We start from the raw sequence: 22186 nt of genomic DNA on the forward strand, positions 1-22186 counted from the left end.
GTACATGACCAACATCGAACTCTTCAACGAATACACCGCCCGCATCCTGGGGCGACTCTACGCCAGCTTCCCGGAAAAGATCACCCTCGATCCCCGGCAGATCTCGGGGCATGACCAGGTGGATGACTTCGGACGCCTGGAAAAACCGGCCGAACACTGCCTGGCCACCCTGCAGTGGCTGGCGGAGGCGGGACTGATTCGCACCGACGGTTGTGACCGGCACTATTGCCGCGCCTGCGTACTCACCCCCAAGGGACTGCACCTGCTGAATGCCGTACCGGATAGCCTGCAGGGCAAAACACCCCTGGGCGCGCGCCTGGCCGCGCTGATCGGCGAGGGCGCCATCGATCTGGCGAAAGAGGCCGTGAAAACAGCCATCACCGGCCTGGCGGCGGGGAGCTGATCCATGATGACCCTGGGACAATTCGTCTTTCAGCTCCGCTCGGCTCCCTTCCAGGAGCTGCGGCGCGCTACCCGCCAGCGCTGGGGCAGCAACAACCGCATCGGCAAACGCCCGGTCTATCAGCACCTGGGACCGGGCGAGGATACCATCACCCTGTCCGGACAGCTGATGCCGGAAATCACCGGTGGCCCCCTGCAGCTGACCAAGCTACGCGACATGCAGGCCAGCGGACGCAGCTGGATCCTGATAGACGGCCAGGGGTATGTTTACGGTCAGTGGTTCATCGCCCAGATCGAAGAGACACGCAAGCTGTTTTTCCAGAACGGCCAGGCCAGACTGATCGAGTTCAGCCTCAACCTGACCCGCGCCGATGATGACCGGGTGGATCATATGGGTAACCTGCAGTGACCCGTCCACACAACCAGCCTGACTACCGGATCATGATCGATGAGGTTGACGCCACCGATCGGTTCAACGGGCGGTCGATCCGCCTCACCCTGTCGGATCGGAAGGGCTTCGAGGCGGACCAACTGGATATTGCTGTGGATGACCACGCCCAGAATGTCGCCCTGCCCCGCCGCGGCGCCAAGGTTAACGTGGCGATCGGCTGGGTGGGTGGTCCGCTGGTGGACAAGGGGCTGTTCGTGGTGGACGAGATCGAACACAACGGACCGCCGGACCGCCTCACCATCCGCGCCCGCTCGGTCGATTTTCGCGAGAGCTTCAAGACCCAGCAGACCCGGGGCTGGCACGACACCACGCTGGGCGCACTGGTCACCACCCTGGCAAAGGCTCACCAGCTGATACCGGCCATCTCCCCGGCCCTGGCGGCCATTGCCATACCGCACATGGACCAGACCAACGAGTCCGACGGCAACCTGCTGACGCGCCTGGGCCGCCAGTACGACGCCATCGCCACCATTAAATCGGGCCGGCTGCTGTTTACCGCCCAGGGCACCGGCGCCACGGTGAGCGGAAGGCGCATCGAGCGCCGCCGGATACAGCGATCAGACGGCGACCGGCACCGCTACAGCGAGGCCGACCGCAGCGGAAAATACACCGGCGTGACGGCCAACTACTACGACGCGGACCAAGCCGAACTGATCGGCGTCACCGCTGGAGATGCTGCCACCGCAAAAACCCTGCGCGAGACCTACCCCACGCGGGCGGAAGCGGCCGACGCGGCGGATGCCGAGTGGCGGCGTATCCAACGCGCGGGATCACAGATGCAGATCACCCTGGCCCGGGGCGATGCACTGCTGGCACCGGAGACCCCGGTGTCCCTAAACGGCTGGAAACGGGAGATCACCGAAAAGCCCTGGATAACGGGGAATGTGACTCACTCCATTGGTGAGGGTGGGTTTGTGACGAGTGTGGAATTGGAACTGGAGAATGCCAATGCCTGACACCTAGTCGGCGCCCGCCTGAGCTTATATTATACTTATATTTTATTGCCATACTTATATTTTGGCTTATAATAACCCGCATGAACACCCTCACCTGGACCAACAAAGCCCGCAAGCAGTTGCTCAAGATCCAGCGCCAGGACGCCGCACGGATCTACGCCCAGGTGGGTGCACTGGCCGACTTCCCGCACTGCGATGAGGTCAAGCGGCTGACCAATCACCGCTACGACTACCGCCTGCGGGTGGGCCGCTACCGAGTGTTTTTCAACCATGATGGAGCGGTCCGGATCATCAGCATTGAAGAGGTGAAAAAACGCGATGAGCGCACATACTGAGGTACAGATCATCAATCAGGACGGCCGCCCCGCCTTTGCCGTGGTGCCCTACAATCAGTGGCTGGAACTCACCGGCCAAGCGGACGACAGCGTCCAGTTCCCCCACGAGGTGGTGGGCTACCAGGTGGAGCAGGGGCTCTCCCTGATCGCCGCCTGGCGCAAGTACCGCCGCCTGACCCAGGCCGATCTGGCCGCCCGGCTGGGGATCAGCCAGCCCGCCCTGGCGCAGATCGAAAAGCCCGGCGCCAACCTCCAGCCGAAAACCCTGGCGCGGGTAGCGCACGCCCTGGGCGTCACGGTGGCGCAGCTGCAGGAGTGAGCGGCGAGTCCGGCTACCGTATCTCTGGGGAGATTCGCACACAATGTGCGCGATTCAAAAAGGCAGTAACTCGGTCGAGTCGGATGCAAGTTTGAGGTTTATCACCACACTTAAGTGTGGTGGTTTTTGTGCCTAATCGACGGCCAAGATACTTTTCTGGCTTTTCTACCGGCTCATCACCTTGAGAAGATTCAGAATGACGGACCGCGCCTTGGCATCCAGTCTCTTAAAGTAGCCCGCCAACTCATTCAACTGGGTTGCAGTATCTTCAGATCCCGCCGTTTCAACCTGCCTGGCATCGGTCACCGATGACTTGTTATCTGAGCGACCACTTTCCAGAATTTCCCGAAGGGTTGAGTCATGCAGCGTTGACTTGACTTTGGAGTACAGCCCCTTCTTTGACTTTCTGGGATCATCAAATCCGAAAAGCTCCATATTGCCCATGTAGCCACAAGCTAGACGATTAAAATCATCTTCAGTGAGATACAGCACCCAGTTTGCTTGATCACGCTGATCAAGCACACGAATAGTATCTAGCGTTATATTTCCTGAGAAAACTTCGACAATAAGATACTTAATTTCCTTAAGAGAGGTACTGCCTTTGGTTCTTAATGAATAAGATCCAGGCTGATGAAGAACAACAACAAATTCACCATCATTGTGAGTCACCAACAGTACAGACCAATCTTCGTCATCGAGATGCGCCTCTAACTTCTCCAGCGCTTCTTGGTCATCGACGACTCGCCAGACGTCATAAACCGGTCCACCGGCACCTTCAAGCCACCGCAGTGATACGCGTTCGGTTCTGGATAACGATCTCAGCAGGTCGGCACTGGCTGGCTGCCCTTTTAGCACCTTACCCACTAGCCCAGCTGAAAACCCCATTGATTTTAGCCAAGGGGTGATATCTCTATCACCTGATAGATAACGTAATTTAGATAAGAAATCGTTATCCACTAATCACCTTTTGAGTATTGTTAATACGCATATGGTTATTTATGATTCTCTTTAGGTTATCTATGTAGCAATGCTTCATATATAGCTTCACACACTCAAGGGATACTAATTATGAGCGTTCAAAAACAAACCGTCCACGAGCAGTACGCCCCTCGCCCAAAAGCGCTGTTTGTAAAGCCGGACATCCATAGCCGCCTGAAGAAAGCCTCTTACACGTACTGCGTATCAATGCAGAACGCTACAGAAGAAGCGGTCGAGGAATGGCTGGCCAAAAAAGAGAAAGAACAAGAGGCCGAATCATGAAATCGATCACCGATCTTGAAATCGCCGTACTGAATCAGGATTACAGCGAGGTCCAATCAATCCTGGCCGACCTGGACAAGCACACCGAGCTTATGGCCTTCCGAAAAGCTGCCGCCCATTTCGGCTTCAGCCTCTTCGAACATCATGGACGCGGATACGCTATGCGCCGTGAATTGGGTCTGATTTATGGCTACATGGATGAATCTGGACTGCGTAAGTTGTGCGAAAGATGGGGTACAGAGACCCTATCCCTGGGGACATTCGGACATGATGTCCGCGATCTTGCCATCCAACAGCTTGGTTTGAGTCGCAATGATGGCAAAACCATCTTCGTTGGCTGGGACACCTTTCTTCTGGCTGGCATGGAATCCCAGACCGACGCCGCAAAAAAGGTCAAAGCCTATCTTCTCCACATGGAGCGCGCTGGACGCATCGCAGGCGGTGCCCTCTCGGTTGTTCAGTCCCGGCATATTCGCCTCGAAGAGGCGGAGAAGGTCTCCAAGATCGCTTCCCGCATTGACCGCATGAAAAACACCCAGTTTAGAAGCCGGGTCGCCAGATACATCGACGACGTACTGGACGGTGCTCTCGATGTGCAGGGACAGCTAAACCTCTTTTCCAGCTTGCTCCCGGATGCGGCCGAAGAAAAGCAAGAGGACCACTCCTCTTAGGAACCTGCCCTGCCTGTTTTTTTGGATGCATAAGCATCCGGTAACTGGGTTTTAAGCCCACAAAAGGCGCATGTAAAGACCTTCTGAGGGGGTGGTGCTAGCGCCACCCTCAGATGCAAAAAACGACTGATTGAGAACAACAACAATGGCTGACATACAAAAAGAAATCAGAAAACCCCTAAAGAACGCCTGGCCGGAGACAACCATCGAACTGCTCCGCCTGGAGGTTGACGCCTTCCGTGAACGTCGCATTGCAGTCGCTGCCGAGCCAGTTGACCTTGACCTGGTCAAGCGTATCGACGGTGTGATAACCCGCATTGAAAAAGAGCTGAACAAGCAATAAAAACCCCCACCGGGATGCCCGTCCCGGCAGGGGTTGGTTGGTAGGCGACGTCTGCGCCCAACACGCACATAAAGCGTAGACCCTCGCCTCCGGTTTGTCACATGACTGGAGAACAACATGTCATCACGTGAGGAATGGACGCTCACCGAGCGCACGGCTTATGAAATGGTGCACAGCATCGGCACCGACCGGCTGGCCCGGCATCGCCGGGTTGAGCCCCGCACCATATCCAATGAGGTCAATGCCTATCTTTGCTCCAACAAACTGGGGTTTGAGGATGCGGTGGGATACGAATTGGCCTTCAACCGCACCGACCTGCTCCACGCCCACGCCAGGCGCCTGAGCCATATCTGCGCACCCCTGCCCTGCCCCCATAGGCGCCTGGGCGATGCCTCGCTGTTCGAGCGGTTCACCGCGTGGCAGGGCGCCATGGGGCGCACCGTGCTGCATATCCATGACGCCTTCGATCCGGACAGCCCGGGCGGCGCCGGGGTGAGCCGCCAGGAGGCCGAGCGGATCGCCACCGCCGGCTATCACCACATGACCCAATTCATCACCTTCCTGGAGGAGATCAAGGCGCTCCAGGAGGCCGAATGACCAACCCAGCATTACCAGCATCAGGAGAACAGACCATGAATATGGCAGAGGCAAAACAACGGCTGATGGAGCTCGCAGAGGGCGGATTCCACACGCTGGAATACGAGATCAAAGACCACGGCAAAGGCAACGTAAGCCAGGAATGCACGGTGTATTTGCCAAAACACGGCCACTTTAAAGCGGCCCATTGGGAGAACGCCCTCGCACAACTGGAAGCGGCGATGGATGGCAAAGCGGCCATCAGCGAAGACCTTCCCATTTCGACTGCAGACGAACTGCCCATTTGAACAGCGGACACGGACTGAACAGGGAGCACATCATGTCATCACTCACCACCCACGACCACGCCCTGGCCTTTATCTGCCAGCATGCCGACGAACACTTGACCGGTGACGGCATGCAGCTGATCCGGCGCACGGCGGACCACTTGACCTGCACCATGGAGATCTCCGCGGCCACCGCCATGGATATCGCAGGCCAGGCCTACGCCGAACATGCGTCCCGCGGCCGGCGGGAATCGATCGATATGTCCCGCACCACCGCCCACTGTGTGTTCATCAACCTGCCAAACGGCGGCCGGCGCTGCATCACCGCGCAACGGTTGGCCGAGCTGATCCAGTAAAGGGGGTACATCATGCGACTGAATAAGCAGATCAAGACCAAGATCATCGAGGCGGCCGTGGAAGGCGCCATCAAGAAGCGGATCGCTCAACTCAAGGACATGGAATCGGCCCTGGCGGATGCCATCTACAGCGACCAATTCGGCCGCCATGCGGAATACATGGGTAAGGCGCCGGAGGGCTTCTTTGTGGCGAAACGCAGTTTTCAGCTCTACATCAGGGCCGCCGACAAGGGGAGATCACCCATTCCCTACGATAACGATGAGCGCCCGTATCGTTGCGACAGCAGCGTCACCATGACGGCCACCCGGCGGATGCCCTACACCTCGCTGCAGGGTATCTACCTGGACCACGACCACCCGCTGGCCATCGAGGCCAGGGCGATCATGGACAAGCATAAGCGGTTGTGGACGGGGAAAAAGGAACTGCAGCAACAGATAGCCGCCATGGTCAACAGCCACTACACCACCGAGCGGCTGCTGGAGACCTGGCCGGAGGCGGCGCCTTACATCCCCAAGCCACCCGTGACAGAAAACAGGCTGCCGGCCGTCACGGCGGACCAGATTAACCACCGGATCGCCTGTGTGGCGGCCGGCAACTGCTGAGGGGAAGGCTATGGAATTCTCAATCAACCCGGGTGCCCTGGCAGAAGCCCTGCAGCACAACGTCGCCGAAAAGCGGTCGGTGCTGGAGATCTTCAACCATGTGCGCATCGATGCCCTGGGCGACCACATTACCCTGACCACCTGCGACGCGGCGCGGGAAATGGCAATCACCATCCCGGCAGCGGTCAAGACCGCCGGCGGCGCCACCCTGGATCTGCAGAAGCTGAAAACCACGCTGCAGGGCTTGACGGGTGAGATTCAACTGAAGACCACCGGCACCACCACCAAGCTGGTGCAGGGGCGCCGCCACTATCTCTTCCAGGGCCACGCTCTGGACGGCTGGCCCGCAGGCGCCGATCTGAAGGACCACCAGCGAATCGACATCGATGCGGCCGCCCTGGCGGATGCCATCGAGGCCGTCAGCTACTGCACCGCCAAAGACGATGTGCGGATTTTTCTGAACGGCGTGACGTTGATGGATGACTGGGCATTCGCCTCGGACGGCCACCGCCTGGCCGCCGCGCCCTGCCCCGGCTTGCCCACCAGCATCATCCCCAACGACAGTCTGAAGGCTCTCTGTTTTTCCCTGCGCCTGCCGAACGCATCGCTGACCATAGGCAGTGCGGTCGAGGTGAAGGCGGACAACTTCCGCTTCCGGACACCGCGCATTGACTACATGCCGCCGCAGATGAAGCGGCAACTGGCGATACCGGAGGACGCCGCCGAGCTGGAGTGTCAAGCGGCCGACCTCAAGACCGGCATTGCCCGCATTATGCCGTTTGCACTGTCCATCAGCGGCAACGGTAAATTCGGGACGGTTGAGATCAAGCGCGGCGACGCCGAGACCGTCCTGCTGGTGGCCAATGACGGCGAAGACTCAATCCCGGCCCGTTTCAGCACCGATACCTGGCCGGAGGTGGCACTGGAACCGGCCTATCTGCGGGACGCGATCACCGCCTGCGGAGGCGCGTTCAAGTGGATCAACGGCGGCGCGAATGTCGCCCAGTTTTTACTGCCAGAAGGTAGCGACAACATCCACGTCGTGATGCCAAAAAAAATATAGGACACGGAGATCATCATGCAAAACCTGACCATGTATACCGACCCCGAGATTATCCGCTATGTCGATCGCACCGATCCGGTGGTGGATGACCTGTGTAACCGGCTGGAGGCGCGGTTTGATGAGGCTGTCGAGTTGGAGATCGCGGAACTGCGCGGCACGATTCAGCGCCTGGAGACCCGGGTGAAACAGCTGCTGGCTCAGGGCGTGGCGGCATGACCGAGCAGCAGCTCCTGTATTGCTTCCGGATCGCCTGGCGCCGTCAGAATAACAGTGCGACGCAGCCGGCCGAGAACAAGCCAATGGTGACAAACGTCAATAACACCATTGACGGAGGGCGGCGGCCGGCGGTGACGGCTTCAGCTACCGCATATCTGATAAATAGTGGATTTACCAGCAAGGCTGATGCAAGCACAAACGCACCTGCTGCACGGTTAATGCCGAAGAACAAACTGGCAATACCCAGGAACACCAATGACCATAGCCAGAGAAAGATCGCGACCCCGGCGTCGATTGCCGCTGTAGCAGCCCCTGACATTTCACTGCGCTGCCCTTCCTGCTTATTTCCCATGACGCCTGCTCCTATAAGTGATTTGCCCGTAAACGCAAACGGACAATTTAGCCATAGCGCGGCGGCGGAATCAAATTCTTTGCTTGTGGGTTATCGATGAACCAGGACACCCTCAACGAAGTCAAGCGCCGCCTGATCAACGACTATGGACTGAAAGAGCGCGGCGACTGGCTGCAGTCCGGCCGCTGCCCGAGCTGCGATAAGAAGGAGCTGTTCACCCGTGCGGACAATCCCTGGACCGTCCGCTGCGGCAGGGAAAACAACTGCGGGTGGGAGGGGCGCGCGAAGGAGCTCTATCCCGAGGTGTTCGAGGGGTTCAACAAGCGCTACCAGCCGACAGCGGCAAACCCCAACGCCACCGCCGACGCCTATCTGCAGCTGCAGCGCGGGTTCGAGCTGGAGCGCATCAAGGGATGGTATGAGCAGGGCAAGTTCTGGCACCCGCAGGCCATCAACGACAAGGGCACGGCCACGGTGCGCTTCTATGTCGATGCGGCGCGCACGGTCTACATGGAGCGGTTTGTTGAAGAGGTGACCCTGGTCGATCCGGAAACGGGCGAGAAGGAGAAACGCAAGGCCCACTTCAAGGGTGGCCATCGCGGCCTCTGGTGGCAGCCGCCCGGCATGGAGATCAACGAGGGGGATACCGTCTACCTGGTGGAGGCCTGCATGGATGCCATTGCCCTGATGCTGAACGGCTTCAAGGCAGTGGCGCTGCTCTCCTGCGTCAACTACCCGGACAAGATGCTGGAACAGCACCGCGGCAAAAACGTCACCTGGGTGCTGGCGCTGGACAACGACAAGGCCGGGCGCAAGTACATCAAGAAGCACATCGAGCGGATGCGGGCCGAAAGCTACCCGATCGCCGCCGCTATCATCCCGCAAGGGGCCAAGAAAACCGACTGGAACGATCTGCACCAGACCGGGCGCCTGCATAGCCGGCTGATGGACGAATACCGCTACCGCGGGGCGCTGCTGATTGCCCAGTCACCCACCGAGAAGGCCCTGCTGATATATGAGCACGACAACCGGAGCGAGTTTCCCTTCGAGTACAACAACCGCCTGAAGTGGTTCAACCTGAACATTGACAAGTACCACAAGGCCGCGGAGCAGCTGCAGGACCGGGATACCGGACTTACCGAGGAGCAGATCAAGGAGCAGGCGCTGAAGGAGAGCAACGCCATTATCGAGATCGCCAACTGCTACCCCCAGTTTTTGTATTTCCAAGCCAACCCGGTGACCGATGAGAGCTGGTACTACGCCCGGGTGCGCTTCCCGCACGGTGGCGCCGCGGTGAAAAACACCTTCACCGGCGCGCAACTGAGCAGCGCCAGCGAGTTCAAGAAGCGCCTGTTGTCGATCGCCGCCGGGTCGGTGTTCACCGGATCCAGCCAGCAGCTGGACCGCATCATGAAAGACCAGCTCTACAACATCAAGACAGTGCAGACCGTCGACTTCATCGGCTACAGCAAGGAGCACGGCTGCTACGTCTACGGCGATATCGCCATCAAGGACGGTGAGCTGTTCCGCATGAATGACGAGGACTTCTTCGACCTGGGCCGGCTAAGTATCAAATCGCTCAACCAGTCGGTGGCGCTGCACCTGAACGCCAACCGGGACCACTACAAGACCGACTGGGTGGAGCAGCTCTATCGCTGTTTCGGCGCCCAGGGCATTGTTGCCCTGGCCTTCTGGATGGGCAGTCTGTTCGCCGAGCAGATCCGCGACATGCACAAGAGCTTCCCCTTTATCGAGATCGTCGGCGAGCCGGGTGCCGGCAAGTCCACCCTGATCGAATTTCTCTGGAAGCTGGTCGGCCGGCGCGACTATGAAGGGTTCGACCCCAGCAAGTCCACCATGGCCGCCCGGGCGCGCAACATGGCCCAGGTATCCAATATGCCGATCGTGCTGATCGAGTCGGATCGCGAGGACACAAGCAAGGGCCGGCTGTTCGACTGGGACGAGCTGAAAACCGCCTATAACGGCCGCAGTGTTCGCAGCCGCGGCATGAAGAACAGCGGCAACGAGACCTATGAGCCGCCCTTCCGGGGCACCATCGTCATCAGTCAGAACGCGCCGGTGAACGCCAGCCAGGCCATCCTGGAGCGTATCGTCCACATGACCTTTACCCGGGCCGCCCACAACGAAGAGACCCGCAACCTGGCCGTGGCGCTGGAACAGGCCCCCATGGAACAGCTGTCCGGCTTTCTCATTGAGGCGGCCAGGCGGGAAAGCCAAGTGCTGAAAATCGTCAAGGAGAACGCCACCGCCTACGAACGGGCGCTGATGGGGCTGGACGAGGTAAAAACGGTGCGACTGGCCAAGAACCACGGCCAGCTGATGGCCCTGGTGGATGCCCTGGCCGGTGTCGTCCCCCTGCCGACCGGCGCCCTGGCGGCGGCCCACGACACCCTGGAGCGGATGGCGATGGACCGGCAGCGCGCAATCAACAGCGACCACCCGTTCGTCCAGGAGTTCTGGGATATCTACGAGTACCTGAACGACGCCGGCAACCTGCTGCCACTGCTGAACCACGCCAAGGGCGAAGACACCATCGCCATCAACATGAACCACTTCCAGCAAGTGGCCATGGAGAAGAAACAGAACCTGCCCTGCCTGCTCTCCGACCTGAAAAAACACCTCAAGACCAGCAAGCGGTTCAAGTTCATCGATATCAGACCAGTGGCATCCGCCATCTGGAGCCGAGGCAACACCGACAGCCGTCCCAAGACGGTGAAGTGTTGGGTTTTTAAGAGTGCATAGAGGGAGTTTCTTATATGGGCATAACCCTAACCGAACTGGCAGAACTGTTGACCCCGCAGATCCCGATCACAGTCGATCTCTGGGGACCGAAAGAAGCGGCCGCTTATTTCAAAGTGTCGGCACGGCAGTTTAAAGAGCGCATAGCCGCCCGGGCGAACTTTCCGAAGCCAATCCGGCTACCGACCGACAAGGGACCTGGCCGCGGGCACCCTCGATGGAAGGCGATTGAGGTGATCAGGTGGGCGGAGTCCCAGGGTGATTAAAGTGCGTCAACAGATGGAGCAACGCGACTACCAGCAGGCAGACACCTTTTTGCTACGCGGCGCGGGGCTGCACCTCTTTGTTGATTTTGGGCGCGATCTCCTTGCGGGCGCATTGAAGCTCATGGTTCTTTTGCAGGTTCATCCAAAATTCAGGCGTGGTGCCAAAATAGCGAGCCAGGCGCAGTGCGGTATCACCGGTGATGTTACGCTCACCCTTCACGATCTTGCTGATGCGGTTGGCGGGCACATGCAGCTCAAGCGCCAGCGCGTTCGCCGACATATCGAGCGGCTCCAGGAAGTCATGCAGCAAAATATCGCCGGGGTGCGTGGGCGCAATAGACCGCGCGCCCTTTTTGACGGTGTCGCTAAAGTCGATAGTGTCCAGGTCTTCTCGTTTAATCGTCATGGTCATGCCTCGTTAGTGATAATCCACAATCTCAACATTGTGGGCGTGGCCGTCATCCCAAACGAAGCACACGCGCCATTGCTGGTTGATGCGGATACTCCATTGGCCGGCGCGGTCGCCAGACAGCTTTTCCAGTTGGTTGGCTGGCGGCACACGCAAATCGTCCAGAGCCTCGGCGGCGTCAACCATATCCAGTTTTTCCCGTGCCCGTTTGAGGATGCCCGGCGGCAACTGCCGGGGCCGTTTCCCCTGAAACACGGCAGCAGTGACTTTGTCGTCGAAGCTCTTGATCATGCAAAGCATTTTAGTACGCTTCGCGTAATACGTCAAGCGTATACTTATTCTAGAAGTATTCCTATATCCCGTAATGCTTGACACCCACGCGCCATTCGGTCTAGCCTATACTTGCTGCGGCAAAATCCGCGGCCGGGATTGGAACCCCGAAACCGGAGCGCACAAGCGCTCACTCGATGGCGCTTTTTTTGTGCCCGCCCGTTTTATGGCGGGTCGCATGGGGGCACCCTCGGGTGCGCCGCTCTCCGGGCGGTAGTTCCAACCCTGTGCGGCCTGCCACCCTTTCCCGATTGGAACCGGACGGTGGCAGCTCTTCAACATACCCGGAGAACTGTCATGACTAATACCACCCAGAGCTTCCAGTGGGGCGACATCGCCCTGAGCCAGGTCGCCTACGTCGACGGCATCCCCCACGCCACCCGCCAAGCCATCGGCGAGTGGCTGGAATACGCCGATTCACAGAAGGCGATCGACAACCTTCTCGACCGAAATCCACACATCGAGCACTACTCAACACCCCTCAACCTGAGGGCCGTTGACGGCAAAATGAGGGACGTTTCGGTCTACCACCCCATCGGCTTTTTGCTGATTGTCATGGAGTCCGGCCAGCCCAAGGCGCTCGCCTGCAAGGTCGCCGTGGCTGAGTTCGTCTGGCACTTCGCCGGGCCGCACGGGGCCGACACCAAGGAGCGCAACGCCTACATCAAGGAGATCGAGCGCATCACCGACCGCATCGCCGGCGCAAGGAACGCCATGGTCTACCGCCAGCTGGTGCGCATGCTCGAGTACTACTGCCACCTCGCCGCCTGGCCGCAGCCGGATCTCACCCTGCGCACCACCGAGATCGACCAGCTCGCCCTGCCCCTCGGCGAGCAGACCCCGGCCCTGCCGGGTAAGGGGGCGTGACATGGTTGAGCACACAGCCCGGCCGGGCGACATCCCGGCAGACCAGGCGGCCCAGCTGCGCAGCGGACTCGTCTACACCCGCCAGGCGCTGATCGCCGCCATCGACTCCCTCGAGGAGGACCTCCTCGACCTCGAGGACGTGCGCAACATCATCCACGCGCAAATGGACACCCTCGATCGGGCCGCCCTCGGCCAGGGGGTATGACATGACTTCGGAGCAACTGCGCAAGCGCATGAACCTGCAATGCGACTGGATCGATGACCATCTGAAAGCATTGGATGCGGCCGCCATCGGGATCGGCCAGAGTGGCCCGGAGATCCAGCGGGAAGCCGCCAGCCGCCTGCTGCGGATCGTTATCGACAGTACCCAGGGCCTGGTCAACGAAATGCGTGACACCGTGGAGCAACTGTAAAGGAGACAGTGGCGGCATGGAATGAAAAGGGGCCGCGAGGCCCCTTTTTTGATACTACCAAGCTATGCGCCCTAACAGTTACAACCGCCCCGCCACCTCCTCCATGTCCGGCGCGTAATAGACGTTCTTGAGCAGCGCCAGGTCATGATGGCCGGTGAGCTTGGCCAGAGTCAGCAGGTCCAGCTTTTTGGCCAGCCGACTGGTCGCCTCCCTGCGCATGTCGTGAAAGGTCAACCCATCAACCTCGGCCTTGCGCTTGGCGGACCGGAATGCCGACGTGATCTGCATAGATGACACCCCGAACAGATCATCCCCATCGAGCTGATTCAGGATGGCCATAGCACGATCGGACAGCGGCACATCACGATCCGCGCCATTCTTCGTGTCACGCAACCGCGCCACCCGACCCTGAATATCCTCCCGCCTGAGTCCGGCAATCTCCCCGGCCCGCATGGCTGTCTCGATGGCGAACCACATGGACGCCCCGACCCGCTGCGCGATCGTGCGGGGCGTGAGTTCTGAATCGTAACCCATGGCCAGGGTCAGTCTGTTGAGTTCGTCAACGGTCGGACGGCGGCTCCTAGGCCGCCCTTCCTTGGGCCGCTTGACCGGCGTCATAGGGTTATCCACCAGCCAGCCCCACTCCCGGATGGCCACCGTTACGGCATTGCGGATCAGGTTCCACTCGCGCAGGACCGAGTTGGCCGAGACCTTCTTCAGCCGCCGATCCCGCCAGGCGGCAATATCCGCCGGCTGAATCTGCCGCAGGTTGACATTCGCCAGAGGGTCATTGTTTCGAATCATCTCAATCCGTACCACCTCCCAGCGATAGCCCTTCTTCGTGGGCGACACCTCCCGTGCATACCGCTCCAGCAACTCCCCGAATGTCCGGTTGATCGCCTCTCCGCGGCTACGGCTCATCTCGATTTGTGTTTCAGCCGCCCATTCCCGAGCGGCCGCCAGGGTATTGAACGACTTGGTACGCCGGCGGCCCTTGACCTTGACCTGCGCCCGGTATCGCCCGTCCCTCTTTATTATGCTCGCCATCTTTCTGGTGCCCGCACTGGTGCCCGAATGGCGCCCGATGATATGTTTTTATGTGGTTTTTTGCGAATATTTTGCGTACAGAACGAGAAGGGAAAACGGCCTGCAGGCCGTGCGGTTGTGGTATTTGAGGCGATATGAGGGGGTTTGCTAAAACTGTGAATGGTGCCCGGGGCCGGACTTGAACCGGCACGGCCGCAATGGCCGGCGGATTTTAAGTCCGCTGCGTCTACCAATTTCGCCACCCGGGCAGCGGAGTTTAAAGCGGATAAAATGGAGGCTGAGCCCGGAGTCGAACCGAGGTGGACGGTTTTGCAAACCGCTGCATAACCACTTTGCTACTCAGCCATATATCTGTACAGGGGCGGAAGTATCCGGCATTTTTTGCAAATTTTCCACCGCCTGAAGAAGAAAACCCCGAGTCATTGCCCGGGGTATTCCGTAACTTGGAGCGGGAAACGAGATTCGAACTCGCGACCCCAACCTTGGCAAGGTTGTGCTCTACCAGCTGAGCTATTCCCGCGTCTCCTGATGCGCGGGCTATTGTAGTCTCCCAGCCGAAAGTGTCAAGCCGAAGATCGGCCGTTTTCCTCCGCCTGCGGCTCGGCCGTATCATTCAGGCTGGGCCAGGCCGCCCGCAGGTACATAAACATGGACCAGAGGGTGAGGATGACCGCCACGTACAGCAGTACGAAGCCGATGGTGTACAGCGGCAGGCCATACAGATCATTGCGGTAGATCATCAGGAAAATGGCGGTCATCTGAAAGCCCGTCTTCACCTTGCCGATCGCCGAGACCGCAATCTGCGCCCGTGCGCCGATCTCCGCCATCCACTCACGCAGGGCGGAAATGGTGATCTCCCGCCCGATAATTACCAGCACCGGAATGGCCAACCCGGGGATCGGGTCCTGTTGCACCAGCAGGATCAGTGCCGCGGCGACCATTAGCTTGTCCGCCACCGGATCGAGGAATGCGCCGAGCGCCGATACCTGTTTCAGTCTCCGGGCGAGATAGCCGTCAAACCAGTCGGTGACTGCCGCCAGGGCAAAGACGATGGCACAGGCCTCGGCGGCGTACTGCCACGGCAGATAGAACAGGACCACAAAGACCGGGATCAGGAGCATCCGCAGGAGTGTCAGTACATTGGGTATATTCTGAAACATGCTTCTCTATTTATCTTCATGAAAGGCGGCATAGATCTGCTCAGCCAATTTGCGACTGATCCCCTCTACCCGTTCCAGATCGACAATGCCCGCACGGGCGATGCCCTGCAATCCGCCAAACTGCCGCAGCAGACGTTGCCGCCGTTTTGCTCCGATCCCTGGAATCTGTTCCAGCACTGATGTTTTCCTACTCTTCTCCCGCCGCTGACGATGGCCGGTAATGGCGAACCGGTGCGCCTCATCCCGAATCTGCTGGATCAGGTGCAAGGCGGGCGAATCTGCTGGCAGTATAATGGGGCTATCTGCACCGAACAAGAACAGTTGCTCCATGCCCGGGCGCCGATCCGGCCCTTTCGCGACCCCCACCAACTGCACGCCCACCACCGCCAGCTCCTCTAGCACATTGGCCGCCGCCTGCAGTTGCCCCTTGCCACCATCGATGAACAGGATGTCGGGCAGCACGCCCTCCCCGGTCTGGATGCGGGTATAGCGCCGGGTCAGTGCCTGGGCCATCGCCGCGTAGTCGTCCCCGCCCTGGATACCCTCGATGTTGAAGCGCCGGTAATCCGCCTTGAGCGGCCCCGCGGCATCGAACACCACGCAGGAGGCGACGGTCAGTTCACCACCGGTATGGCTGATATCGAAGCACTCCATCCGGTTGGGCAGCTCATCCAGGGAGAGACTCTGCTGCAACGCCTCGACTCGCCGCTGCATCCCCGCCCGGCTGGCCAGCCTCGCATCCAGTGCGAGCTGGGCATTGTGCAGCGCCATGCGCAGCCCCTGTGCCCGGCTGCCCCGCACCTCCCGGCGCAGCTTCACCTGGTGGCCGCTCTCCTGGGTCAGGACCTGTTCCAGCAGCGGCTTGTCATCGGGCGCGTGACTGAGCAGGATCTCCTGGGGAATCTGCTTGCCGATATAATATTGGGCGATAAAGGCGGCGAGGATCGCCCCCTCTTGCTCGACGCCGGCGGTGTTGGGGAAGAAACTCTTATTCCCGAGGTTGCGGCCGTTGCGAATGACAAACAGCTGGATACAGGCGGCACCGCCCTTGGCGCAGCAGGCGATGATGTCCATATCGCCCCGCTCACCGGTGATGTACTGCCGCTCCTGCACCCGGCTCAGGGCGGCGATCTGGTCGCGCAGGCGGGCCGCCTGTTCAAATTCCAGCGCCGCCGCGGCCTTCTCCATCCGCTTCACCAGGCCATCGATCACCTGGTTGGCCTTGCCCTCGAGAAACAGCACCGCATCCTTTACATCCTCAGCATAATCGGCTTGCGAGATCAGTCCGACACAGGGAGCGCTGCAGCGCTTGATCTGATACTGCAGGCAGGGCCTGGAGCGATTATTGTAAAACGTGTCGTCACACTGCCGGACGGGAAACAGCTTTTGCAACAACTGCAGGGTTTCACGCATCGAACCGGCATTCGGATAGGGTCCGAAAAAGCGCCCTTTCGCCTGACGTCTCCCGCGATGGTATGCCAGTCGTGGGAAGGGGTCAGCCGACAGGTAGATATAGGGGTAACCCTTATCATCCCGCAGCAGGATGTTGTATTTGGGCTTGAGGCTCTTGATCAGGTTATTTTCCAGGATCAGCGCCTCGGCCTCCGTGTGGGTAACGGTCACCTCAATGGCGTGGATCCTGGATACCATCAACTGAATGCGCCGGTTCTGCGCCCGGGAGAAATAGCTGCTGACCCGCCGTTTTAGGTCCTTGGCCTTGCCCACGTAGAGCACCGCCCCTTCGTTATCGAGCATGCGATAGACGCCGGGCAGTCTGGTCAGATTGTTGAGAAAACTCTTGTGATCGAAAGCTGGTATGGAATGTTCTGCCGCCATAGGGCGATTATATAGCGTCCAGCACCGCTCTGGCATGGGCAAATACGCTATGGAACATCTCGGCCGTCAGCCGTCGTGTCTGGGTGTTATAGCGGCTGCAGTGATAGGAGTCGATCAATTGCAGACCGTTCGGCAGCGGGTGGTGCGCGGCGTGGGCAAACTTGTAGCCACCCTGCTTCAGCCCCGAGGCCTTGAGTACCGCGTTATGGGCAACCAGCCCCAACGCCACGATAACCCCCGACGGCGGCAGCGTTTTCAGCTCCTCTGCCAGATAGCGATTACAGGTATTGATCTCACTGCCAACCGGCTTGTTCTGGGGCGGCAGGCACTTTACCGCATTGGTAATCCTGCAATCGCTGAGTCGCAGGCCGTCCTTAACCGACAGCGACTCGGGTTTACTGCCAAAACCGAATCGATGCAAGGTTTCATATAACAGGATGCCGGCATAGTCCCCGGTAAAGGGACGCCCGGAAGCGTTGGCGCCGTGCATACCCGGTGCCAGTCCGACCACCAGCAGTCGTGCCGCCGCATCGCCGAAGGGCGGGACCGGCCGGGCATGGTAGTCCGGATGGTCCGCTTTCACCTGGTCCAGAAACTCCGCCAGGCGCGGACATTGACGGCATGCAGGATCGAACATGGCTAACTGCCTGTTGAAATCAGGCCGTGGCGGATCGCCAGCAGCGTCAGTTCCACGTCGGTCTCGACATCCAGCTTTTCAAACAACCGGTGACGGTAAGTGCTGACGGTCTTGGGACTGAGGCAGAGGGAATCCGATATGAACTGGGTTTTCTGTCCCTGGGTGATCATCAGCAGGACCTGCATCTCCCGTTGCGAGAGCCGGTCGAAGGGGGAATCGGGATTACTGCCGGTCAACATGGCCAGGGTCAGTTTCTGGGAGACTTCATTCGAGATGAAGGGTCGCGCGGATGCGACCATCTTGATGGCCCGGAACAGCTCCTCGGCCGGACAGCCTTTGGTGAGGTATCCAAGCGCTCCGGCCTCGTGCAACTGTTCCGGAAACGGCGCATCGGAAAGCACCGTCACCGCGATCACCTGGGTGGCGGGATTCTGGCGGCGAATACGCCGGGTGGCCTCGATACCGCCGATTCCCGGCATATTGACATCCATCAGTACCAGGTCGGGCTTTAACTGCTTGGCCTTGATAACGGCGTCCTCACCACTCTCCGCCTCGCCCACCACCTCAATGCCGGGGGAGTCCTGGAGGATATGACGAAACCCCGTTCGCACGAGCTCATGATCATCAACAAGCAGTACCTTGATCACTCAACCACCCCAACTAGCCCAGACATCCACCAAACCGCACCGCACAGGTAGGAAATTAATAACTATTTATTCAAGCGGAGAAGCTAACTGTAACACAGCCGGCTGTCAAGACTGAGTTCATTGCATCGTCGAGCCCGATGAACCCTGTATCTGTGACACTCCTCAATATCTATGTAAATAGCTTGCTGAACTGCGACCCCACCCCCCCTCTGGCCCAGCCACCCTACGCATACCGGGCCTGAAAAGCAGCGACAAAATCTGCATACCGATCAAGTGGGAGATGATTGATTCCGGCCGCGCCACGCCGGCCCCCGCCGGACGGAAACTGGCTGCAGAGTTCGTCCGCCCCCGTCTTATTCTCCAGCGGGGCACGTACACTGACCTGATATCCGCCCAGACTATTGGCGGTGACCACCGCGTGCGCCCGCTGCGGATGGAAGTTGGCCAGTGCGTTGCCGAATACCCCACTGACCCGGCGCGCCCAGGCCTCATCAGGCAGTATGTAGACGGCCACCGCATCCGTCGCATAGTCTGGTCTGACCGCATCGGCCCGGGCAATATCATCGCGATAACCCGCGCGCAGTTGTTGGTAACACGAGCCGGCATAGGATATAAAATCCTCTGGATTCGGGTAAGCCAGCAGCGCCCTGAACAGTGCATCCGGGGCCACATGCAGATCGTCCACGACCGCACCATAGCCGTTGTAGTTGATGCAGATACCCAACATCTTCAGGCGTTCCAGCGAGTCCGGCGCCAGACCGGCCCGTCGACCGAGGGTCTGCGCGGCGGTCAGCAGATTGTCACCAAAGGCCGCCGTCACCGCCCAGGGGGTAAAGCGGCCATCCAGATAGCGGTCGATCAAGATGCTGGTACAGACATCCGGACCGGTATCGATAATGGTATGCAAACCGGGATGATCGGGGATTTCCCCCGGCATGTGATGGTCCACGTAGAAAAGTTCCGCCCCACTCTCAAGCAGGCGGAGCACATCGTCCCTGTTCTGGGCCAGCGAGACATCCAGGACATTCACCCGGTCGCCGGCGCCTGCGTTCACCCGGCGCAACAGATTGATATCACGCTTGACCCCGGTGACCAGGGTCGTCTCAAGCGGATCCGCCAATCGCAGTTGCAACAGTGCGCAGATACCGTCAGCGTCCCCGTTAAAGACGTCGATTGTGGTCATGAGCGCCGCCCCGGCTGCTTTTCAAGTCCGCGAATAATGCCAATGAATATCATAACTTAACCATCTATAACGTTGATGTTGCGTATGGACTCACGTCCGTTAAGCGTTCGTATTTGACACGGCTATATTGTACACATTGAATACGCACATGATTGATTAAGGGCTCGATATGAAGTGCCGGTATTCAGGCGTAGCCGCCTGGCAGTGGCTCGTTGCGTCCGAGGAGAAGGGCCGGGCGGAGAGGAATTTTCCAACAAGGGAAATCGGGCATATGGCAGGCGTGAATCGACCCTCCCTGGTCGCACTGGGTCCCAATGTGGTCCCAAAACAGTTCCGTTTCTTATTACGCTTTCTTAACTACTTGTAAATTAAGAAAATATTTTGGCGGAGAGACAGGGAATCGAACCCTGGGAGGGCTACAAACCCTCGCTGGTTTTCAAGTCCGCTAAAAATATCAACAGTTATCATAACTTAACAACATATAACATTGATATTGTTAGATAATGTAACGTGCCGTTAAAACATGGAATAACACGCTTTTACGGTCTGAGTGTCGCAAAATTGTCGCAAACTTAAACCAAATCTTAGCTCAGTAGATTCTGTATACCCCTGCGCGCAGTGGTACACCTTACTCAGTCGGTGCGAGCGATGGTGGCCACGACCTGGCGGCATGCAGAACGCGTAGGACGCGTACCAGATCACCGACAGTGTCATAGATCAGGATGTAATTCCGGTGTACTACAAGCTCGCACGTGCCGGCGACACGGCCAGGCCGACCCAAGCCAGGTTGATCGACCAAGCGTGAAGCCCTCTCCGAAAACAGCTCATCTAGGGCCAGTGCGGCGACCGGGTTGTCTAACGCAATGTATTCACGAATTCCCTTACGGTCAATGTTGGCTGGTCGCGTCCACACCAATCTCACGATGCGGAGCCAGTCATCTTCCGCCGGGTTTCAGCCCGCCAGGCGGCGGCTTCGGCTTCAACTTCCTCCGCCGTAATCAGATCGCCGGCATTAGCCGAATCCAGGCCGATTTGCACTTGGCGCCGAAACCAGTCGTCATGCGCGGCCGCCTCCTGCTGCTGCCGCACGTAGTCACGCATGAAGTCGCGCAAGAGCTGTGCGCTGGTGCGGTCACGGGCCTTGGCGGCCGTGGTGAACTCGCTTTTTAGGGCCTCATCGACCCGAAAAGTAAAGGTGGCCTCGCTCATATTGTTGCGCTCACGTGTTACAAGATAAGTACAGCGTAGCATAAAATCGACTCTTAGATAAATCGCGGGTGGACGAAGCGTCGGCCACCCACTCAACCTGGCGCGTGTGCGCGCACTGCCTGGTAGTTCCGTGGTACATCAAGCACGCCAAAAGCGCTTAGCAGGAAGTAAAGAATTGTCACAAGGAATTACAATGATTTACGCGCTTTTCGCAAGCGCTTTCTCCATCCCCTCCACACGACCCCGCAATGCCGCCGCCTCCTCCCGCGCAGCCGACTCTCCCCGCCGCGTAGTATCAAGCTCAGCCTCTAGCCGTGTCAGCTTCTCCGCACTGTGATTGATCTCCTTCGCCGCCTGCTTACGCTGTTCCTGGTGCGCCTCGCGCTCGGCGTCTGCCTTGGCTTGTACCTTCGCCAGTTCGGCACGCACCTGGTCAAGCTGCGCGGTAATTGCCTGGGTGGCCTGCTGCTGCTCTATCAAGCCAGCCCGCACCTGGTCGGCGTCCTGATGCGCCCTGTCCAGTTCGGCGCGGAGATCGGCGGCCCGGCGCTCGATCTCGCCGGCCTTGGCCTCTGCCCGCTCTGCCCTGGTGACAGCCTGGGCCAGTTCGGCCCGCACATCGGCCAGCTCATCACTGGCCTGCTTGTACTGTGCTTGATGCGCCTGCTCAGTGGTCTCGGCCGCGGCCTTCACCTGGTCCAGCTCGGTTGCCTGAGTTTCGTAGGCGTCAGCGAGTTCCTGGCGCATGGTGTCCAGCTCGGACCGTTCGGTTTCCCATGCCGCCTGAGCGGCTCTCAGTGACTCCTTCGCCAGCTCCTGGGCCTGGCGCCACAATGCAGCCAGAGCGACGGTGTTTGCCTGGGCAACAGCCTCCGGTACCTGGATGGCTACAGGGGCGGCCTGGGCGGTCTGCGCCCGGCGCCACTCCTTCATGATGGCGGAGGCGTCGTTCATATTTACCTTGGCAGCACGGCGCACCTGATCGACGGTTGGGAAGGCATCACGGTCGCTCTGCTCGTACAGCTCAACCGCGGCGGTGATGATGCGGTCGCGCACTTCTGCGGGGATGTTGGATTGGTTCATGATGACGGCTCCGAGCACAATAATAAGATAAGAATAATAATATTATTATTATTCTTATCTAGCAAAGCTTATTTCCCCCATCACCCTCTGCTTGTAAGAAGCAAGGTGACAAGAAATTTCAATGGCTTACGTGCTGGCTGACTGGCAGC

Annotated in this window: 31 protein-coding genes and 3 tRNA genes; 18 read left to right on the plus strand and 16 right to left on the minus strand. The window is 59.1% G+C overall.

What is annotated here, in order from left to right; genetic code table 11:
- Positions 1–4 precede the first annotated feature (4 nt).
- The 5 genes from O9K64_RS10860 (at position 5) to O9K64_RS10880 (ending at position 2463) form a co-directional block, all read left to right on the plus strand.
- Positions 5–403 carry a hypothetical protein gene (locus O9K64_RS10860; protein WP_275098085.1) on the plus strand — a complete coding sequence of 133 codons (399 nt, stop codon included), beginning with the start codon at positions 5–7 and terminating at the stop codon, positions 401–403.
- A 3-nt stretch (positions 404–406) separates the two neighbouring features.
- Complete coding sequence (locus O9K64_RS10865; protein WP_275098086.1) at positions 407–811, plus strand: phage tail protein; 405 nt, start codon at positions 407–409, stop codon at positions 809–811.
- The gene (locus O9K64_RS10870) at positions 808–1809 is read left to right on the plus strand and encodes a contractile injection system protein, VgrG/Pvc8 family (RefSeq protein ID WP_275098087.1); all 1002 of its coding nucleotides are present in this window, start codon (positions 808–810) and stop codon (positions 1807–1809) included. The genes O9K64_RS10865 and O9K64_RS10870 overlap by 4 nt, the downstream gene beginning before the upstream one ends.
- Positions 1810–1889: 80 nt before the next feature.
- Positions 1890–2144, plus strand: a complete 255-nt coding sequence (locus O9K64_RS10875; protein ID WP_275098088.1) for a type II toxin-antitoxin system RelE family toxin — start codon at positions 1890–1892, stop codon at positions 2142–2144.
- On the plus strand, positions 2128–2463 hold the full coding sequence (locus O9K64_RS10880; RefSeq protein WP_275098089.1) for a helix-turn-helix domain-containing protein: 336 nt from the start codon (positions 2128–2130) through the stop codon (positions 2461–2463). The genes O9K64_RS10875 and O9K64_RS10880 overlap by 17 nt, the downstream gene beginning before the upstream one ends.
- A 165-nt stretch (positions 2464–2628) precedes the next feature.
- On the opposite strand, the gene O9K64_RS10885 is transcribed toward O9K64_RS10880, so the two are convergent.
- Entirely contained in the window at positions 2629–3420 is a 792-nt protein-coding gene (locus O9K64_RS10885; RefSeq protein WP_275098090.1) for a hypothetical protein, read from the minus strand.
- 111 nt (positions 3421–3531) lie between these two features.
- On the opposite strand from O9K64_RS10885, the gene O9K64_RS10890 reads away from it, so the two are divergent.
- The 9 genes from O9K64_RS10890 to O9K64_RS10930 all read left to right on the plus strand — a co-directional run bounded on the left by O9K64_RS10890 (position 3532) and on the right by O9K64_RS10930 (position 7838).
- Entirely contained in the window at positions 3532–3723 is a 192-nt protein-coding gene (locus O9K64_RS10890; RefSeq protein ID WP_275098091.1) for a hypothetical protein, read from the plus strand.
- Positions 3720–4394, plus strand: coding sequence for a hypothetical protein (locus O9K64_RS10895; protein ID WP_275098092.1), 675 nt, complete (start codon positions 3720–3722; stop codon positions 4392–4394). Before O9K64_RS10890 ends, O9K64_RS10895 begins: the two co-directional genes overlap by 4 nt.
- A gap of 145 nt (positions 4395–4539) precedes the next feature.
- The gene (locus tag O9K64_RS10900) at positions 4540–4737 is read left to right on the plus strand and encodes a hypothetical protein (protein WP_275098093.1); all 198 of its coding nucleotides are present in this window, start codon (positions 4540–4542) and stop codon (positions 4735–4737) included.
- A 117-nt stretch (positions 4738–4854) separates the two neighbouring features.
- Positions 4855–5334 (plus strand): phage regulatory CII family protein, encoded by a 480-nt coding sequence (locus tag O9K64_RS10905; RefSeq protein ID WP_275098094.1) that lies wholly within the window; start codon positions 4855–4857, stop codon positions 5332–5334.
- Positions 5331–5621 (plus strand): hypothetical protein, encoded by a 291-nt coding sequence (locus O9K64_RS10910; RefSeq protein ID WP_275098095.1) that lies wholly within the window; start codon positions 5331–5333, stop codon positions 5619–5621. Before O9K64_RS10905 ends, O9K64_RS10910 begins: the two co-directional genes overlap by 4 nt.
- Positions 5622–5653: 32 nt before the next feature.
- On the plus strand, positions 5654–5956 hold the full coding sequence (locus O9K64_RS10915) for a hypothetical protein (protein ID WP_275098096.1): 303 nt from the start codon (positions 5654–5656) through the stop codon (positions 5954–5956).
- Positions 5957–5968: 12 nt separating this feature from the next.
- The gene (locus O9K64_RS10920) at positions 5969–6559 is read left to right on the plus strand and encodes an Nmad5 family putative nucleotide modification protein (RefSeq protein WP_275098097.1); all 591 of its coding nucleotides are present in this window, start codon (positions 5969–5971) and stop codon (positions 6557–6559) included.
- A 10-nt stretch (positions 6560–6569) separates the two neighbouring features.
- The gene (locus O9K64_RS10925) at positions 6570–7622 is read left to right on the plus strand and encodes a DNA polymerase III subunit beta (RefSeq protein ID WP_275098098.1); all 1053 of its coding nucleotides are present in this window, start codon (positions 6570–6572) and stop codon (positions 7620–7622) included.
- Positions 7623–7637: 15 nt separating this feature from the next.
- Entirely contained in the window at positions 7638–7838 is a 201-nt protein-coding gene (locus O9K64_RS10930; RefSeq protein ID WP_275098099.1) for a hypothetical protein, read from the plus strand.
- 43 nt (positions 7839–7881) lie between these two features.
- On the opposite strand, the gene O9K64_RS10935 is transcribed toward O9K64_RS10930, so the two are convergent.
- On the minus strand, positions 7882–8190 hold the full coding sequence (locus O9K64_RS10935; protein ID WP_275098101.1) for a hypothetical protein: 309 nt from the start codon (positions 8188–8190) through the stop codon (positions 7882–7884).
- A 96-nt stretch (positions 8191–8286) separates the two neighbouring features.
- Here O9K64_RS10935 and O9K64_RS10940 point away from each other — a divergent pair, with 96 nt between their 5' ends.
- The gene (locus O9K64_RS10940; RefSeq protein ID WP_275098102.1) at positions 8287–10953 is read left to right on the plus strand and encodes a toprim domain-containing protein; all 2667 of its coding nucleotides are present in this window, start codon (positions 8287–8289) and stop codon (positions 10951–10953) included.
- Positions 10954–11268: 315 nt separating this feature from the next.
- Here the strand turns inward: O9K64_RS10940 and O9K64_RS10945 are convergent, their stop codons facing one another.
- Together O9K64_RS10945 and O9K64_RS10950 are read right to left on the minus strand one after the other, a co-directional pair.
- A complete protein-coding gene (locus tag O9K64_RS10945) occupies positions 11269–11553 on the minus strand; it encodes a HigA family addiction module antitoxin (protein ID WP_335342277.1) in 285 nt (94 codons plus the stop codon).
- Between the two features lie 81 nt (positions 11554–11634).
- Positions 11635–11916: a type II toxin-antitoxin system RelE/ParE family toxin gene (locus O9K64_RS10950; protein ID WP_275098104.1), complete on the minus strand. Its 282-nt coding sequence runs from the start codon at positions 11914–11916 to the stop codon at positions 11635–11637.
- Positions 11917–12252: 336 nt separating this feature from the next.
- On the opposite strand from O9K64_RS10950, the gene O9K64_RS10955 reads away from it, so the two are divergent.
- The 3 genes from O9K64_RS10955 to O9K64_RS10965 are packed head-to-tail and all read left to right on the plus strand — an operon-like array spanning position 12253 to position 13235.
- Positions 12253–12822, plus strand: a complete 570-nt coding sequence (locus O9K64_RS10955) for a hypothetical protein (protein ID WP_275098105.1) — start codon at positions 12253–12255, stop codon at positions 12820–12822.
- Position 12823: 1 nt separating this feature from the next.
- A complete protein-coding gene (locus tag O9K64_RS10960) occupies positions 12824–13027 on the plus strand; it encodes a hypothetical protein (RefSeq protein WP_275098106.1) in 204 nt (67 codons plus the stop codon).
- A 1-nt stretch (position 13028) separates the two neighbouring features.
- Positions 13029–13235, plus strand: a complete 207-nt coding sequence (locus tag O9K64_RS10965) for a hypothetical protein (protein ID WP_275098107.1) — start codon at positions 13029–13031, stop codon at positions 13233–13235.
- Between the two features lie 78 nt (positions 13236–13313).
- Here O9K64_RS10965 and O9K64_RS10970 read toward each other — a convergent pair whose 3' ends face one another.
- The 12 genes from O9K64_RS10970 to O9K64_RS11025 all read right to left on the minus strand — a co-directional run bounded on the left by O9K64_RS10970 (position 13314) and on the right by O9K64_RS11025 (position 22037).
- The gene (locus tag O9K64_RS10970) at positions 13314–14282 is read right to left on the minus strand and encodes a tyrosine-type recombinase/integrase (protein ID WP_275098108.1); all 969 of its coding nucleotides are present in this window, start codon (positions 14280–14282) and stop codon (positions 13314–13316) included.
- 160 nt (positions 14283–14442) lie between these two features.
- Positions 14443–14530 (minus strand) — tRNA-Leu (locus O9K64_RS10975).
- A gap of 23 nt (positions 14531–14553) precedes the next feature.
- A tRNA-Cys gene (locus O9K64_RS10980) sits at positions 14554–14627 on the minus strand.
- A 99-nt stretch (positions 14628–14726) separates the two neighbouring features.
- Positions 14727–14802: transfer RNA gene (locus O9K64_RS10985), tRNA-Gly, on the minus strand.
- 43 nt (positions 14803–14845) lie between these two features.
- On the minus strand, positions 14846–15442 hold the full coding sequence (gene pgsA, locus O9K64_RS10990; RefSeq protein WP_275098109.1) for a CDP-diacylglycerol--glycerol-3-phosphate 3-phosphatidyltransferase: 597 nt from the start codon (positions 15440–15442) through the stop codon (positions 14846–14848).
- Between the two features lie 6 nt (positions 15443–15448).
- Positions 15449–17278, minus strand: a complete 1830-nt coding sequence (gene uvrC / locus O9K64_RS10995; RefSeq protein WP_275098110.1) for an excinuclease ABC subunit UvrC — start codon at positions 17276–17278, stop codon at positions 15449–15451.
- A 7-nt stretch (positions 17279–17285) separates the two neighbouring features.
- Positions 17286–17915 carry a uracil-DNA glycosylase gene (locus O9K64_RS11000; RefSeq protein ID WP_275098111.1) on the minus strand — a complete coding sequence of 210 codons (630 nt, stop codon included), beginning with the start codon at positions 17913–17915 and terminating at the stop codon, positions 17286–17288.
- Between the two features lie 2 nt (positions 17916–17917).
- Positions 17918–18562 (minus strand): response regulator, encoded by a 645-nt coding sequence (locus O9K64_RS11005; RefSeq protein ID WP_275098112.1) that lies wholly within the window; start codon positions 18560–18562, stop codon positions 17918–17920.
- A gap of 223 nt (positions 18563–18785) precedes the next feature.
- Positions 18786–19745 (minus strand): DHH family phosphoesterase, encoded by a 960-nt coding sequence (locus tag O9K64_RS11010; RefSeq protein WP_275098113.1) that lies wholly within the window; start codon positions 19743–19745, stop codon positions 18786–18788.
- A 628-nt stretch (positions 19746–20373) separates the two neighbouring features.
- On the minus strand, positions 20374–20667 hold the full coding sequence (locus O9K64_RS11015; protein ID WP_275098114.1) for a type II toxin-antitoxin system RelE/ParE family toxin: 294 nt from the start codon (positions 20665–20667) through the stop codon (positions 20374–20376).
- Entirely contained in the window at positions 20664–20954 is a 291-nt protein-coding gene (locus O9K64_RS11020) for a CopG family ribbon-helix-helix protein (RefSeq protein WP_275098115.1), read from the minus strand. Before O9K64_RS11020 ends, O9K64_RS11015 begins: the two co-directional genes overlap by 4 nt.
- Positions 20955–21152: 198 nt before the next feature.
- Positions 21153–22037: a DNA-binding protein gene (locus O9K64_RS11025; RefSeq protein WP_275098116.1), complete on the minus strand. Its 885-nt coding sequence runs from the start codon at positions 22035–22037 to the stop codon at positions 21153–21155.
- Positions 22038–22186: the final 149 nt, after the last annotated feature.

The sequence above is a fragment of the Sedimenticola hydrogenitrophicus genome (genome assembly GCF_029017505.1).
Classification (GTDB): Bacteria; Pseudomonadota; Gammaproteobacteria; order Chromatiales; family Chromatiaceae; genus Sedimenticola; species Sedimenticola hydrogenitrophicus_A.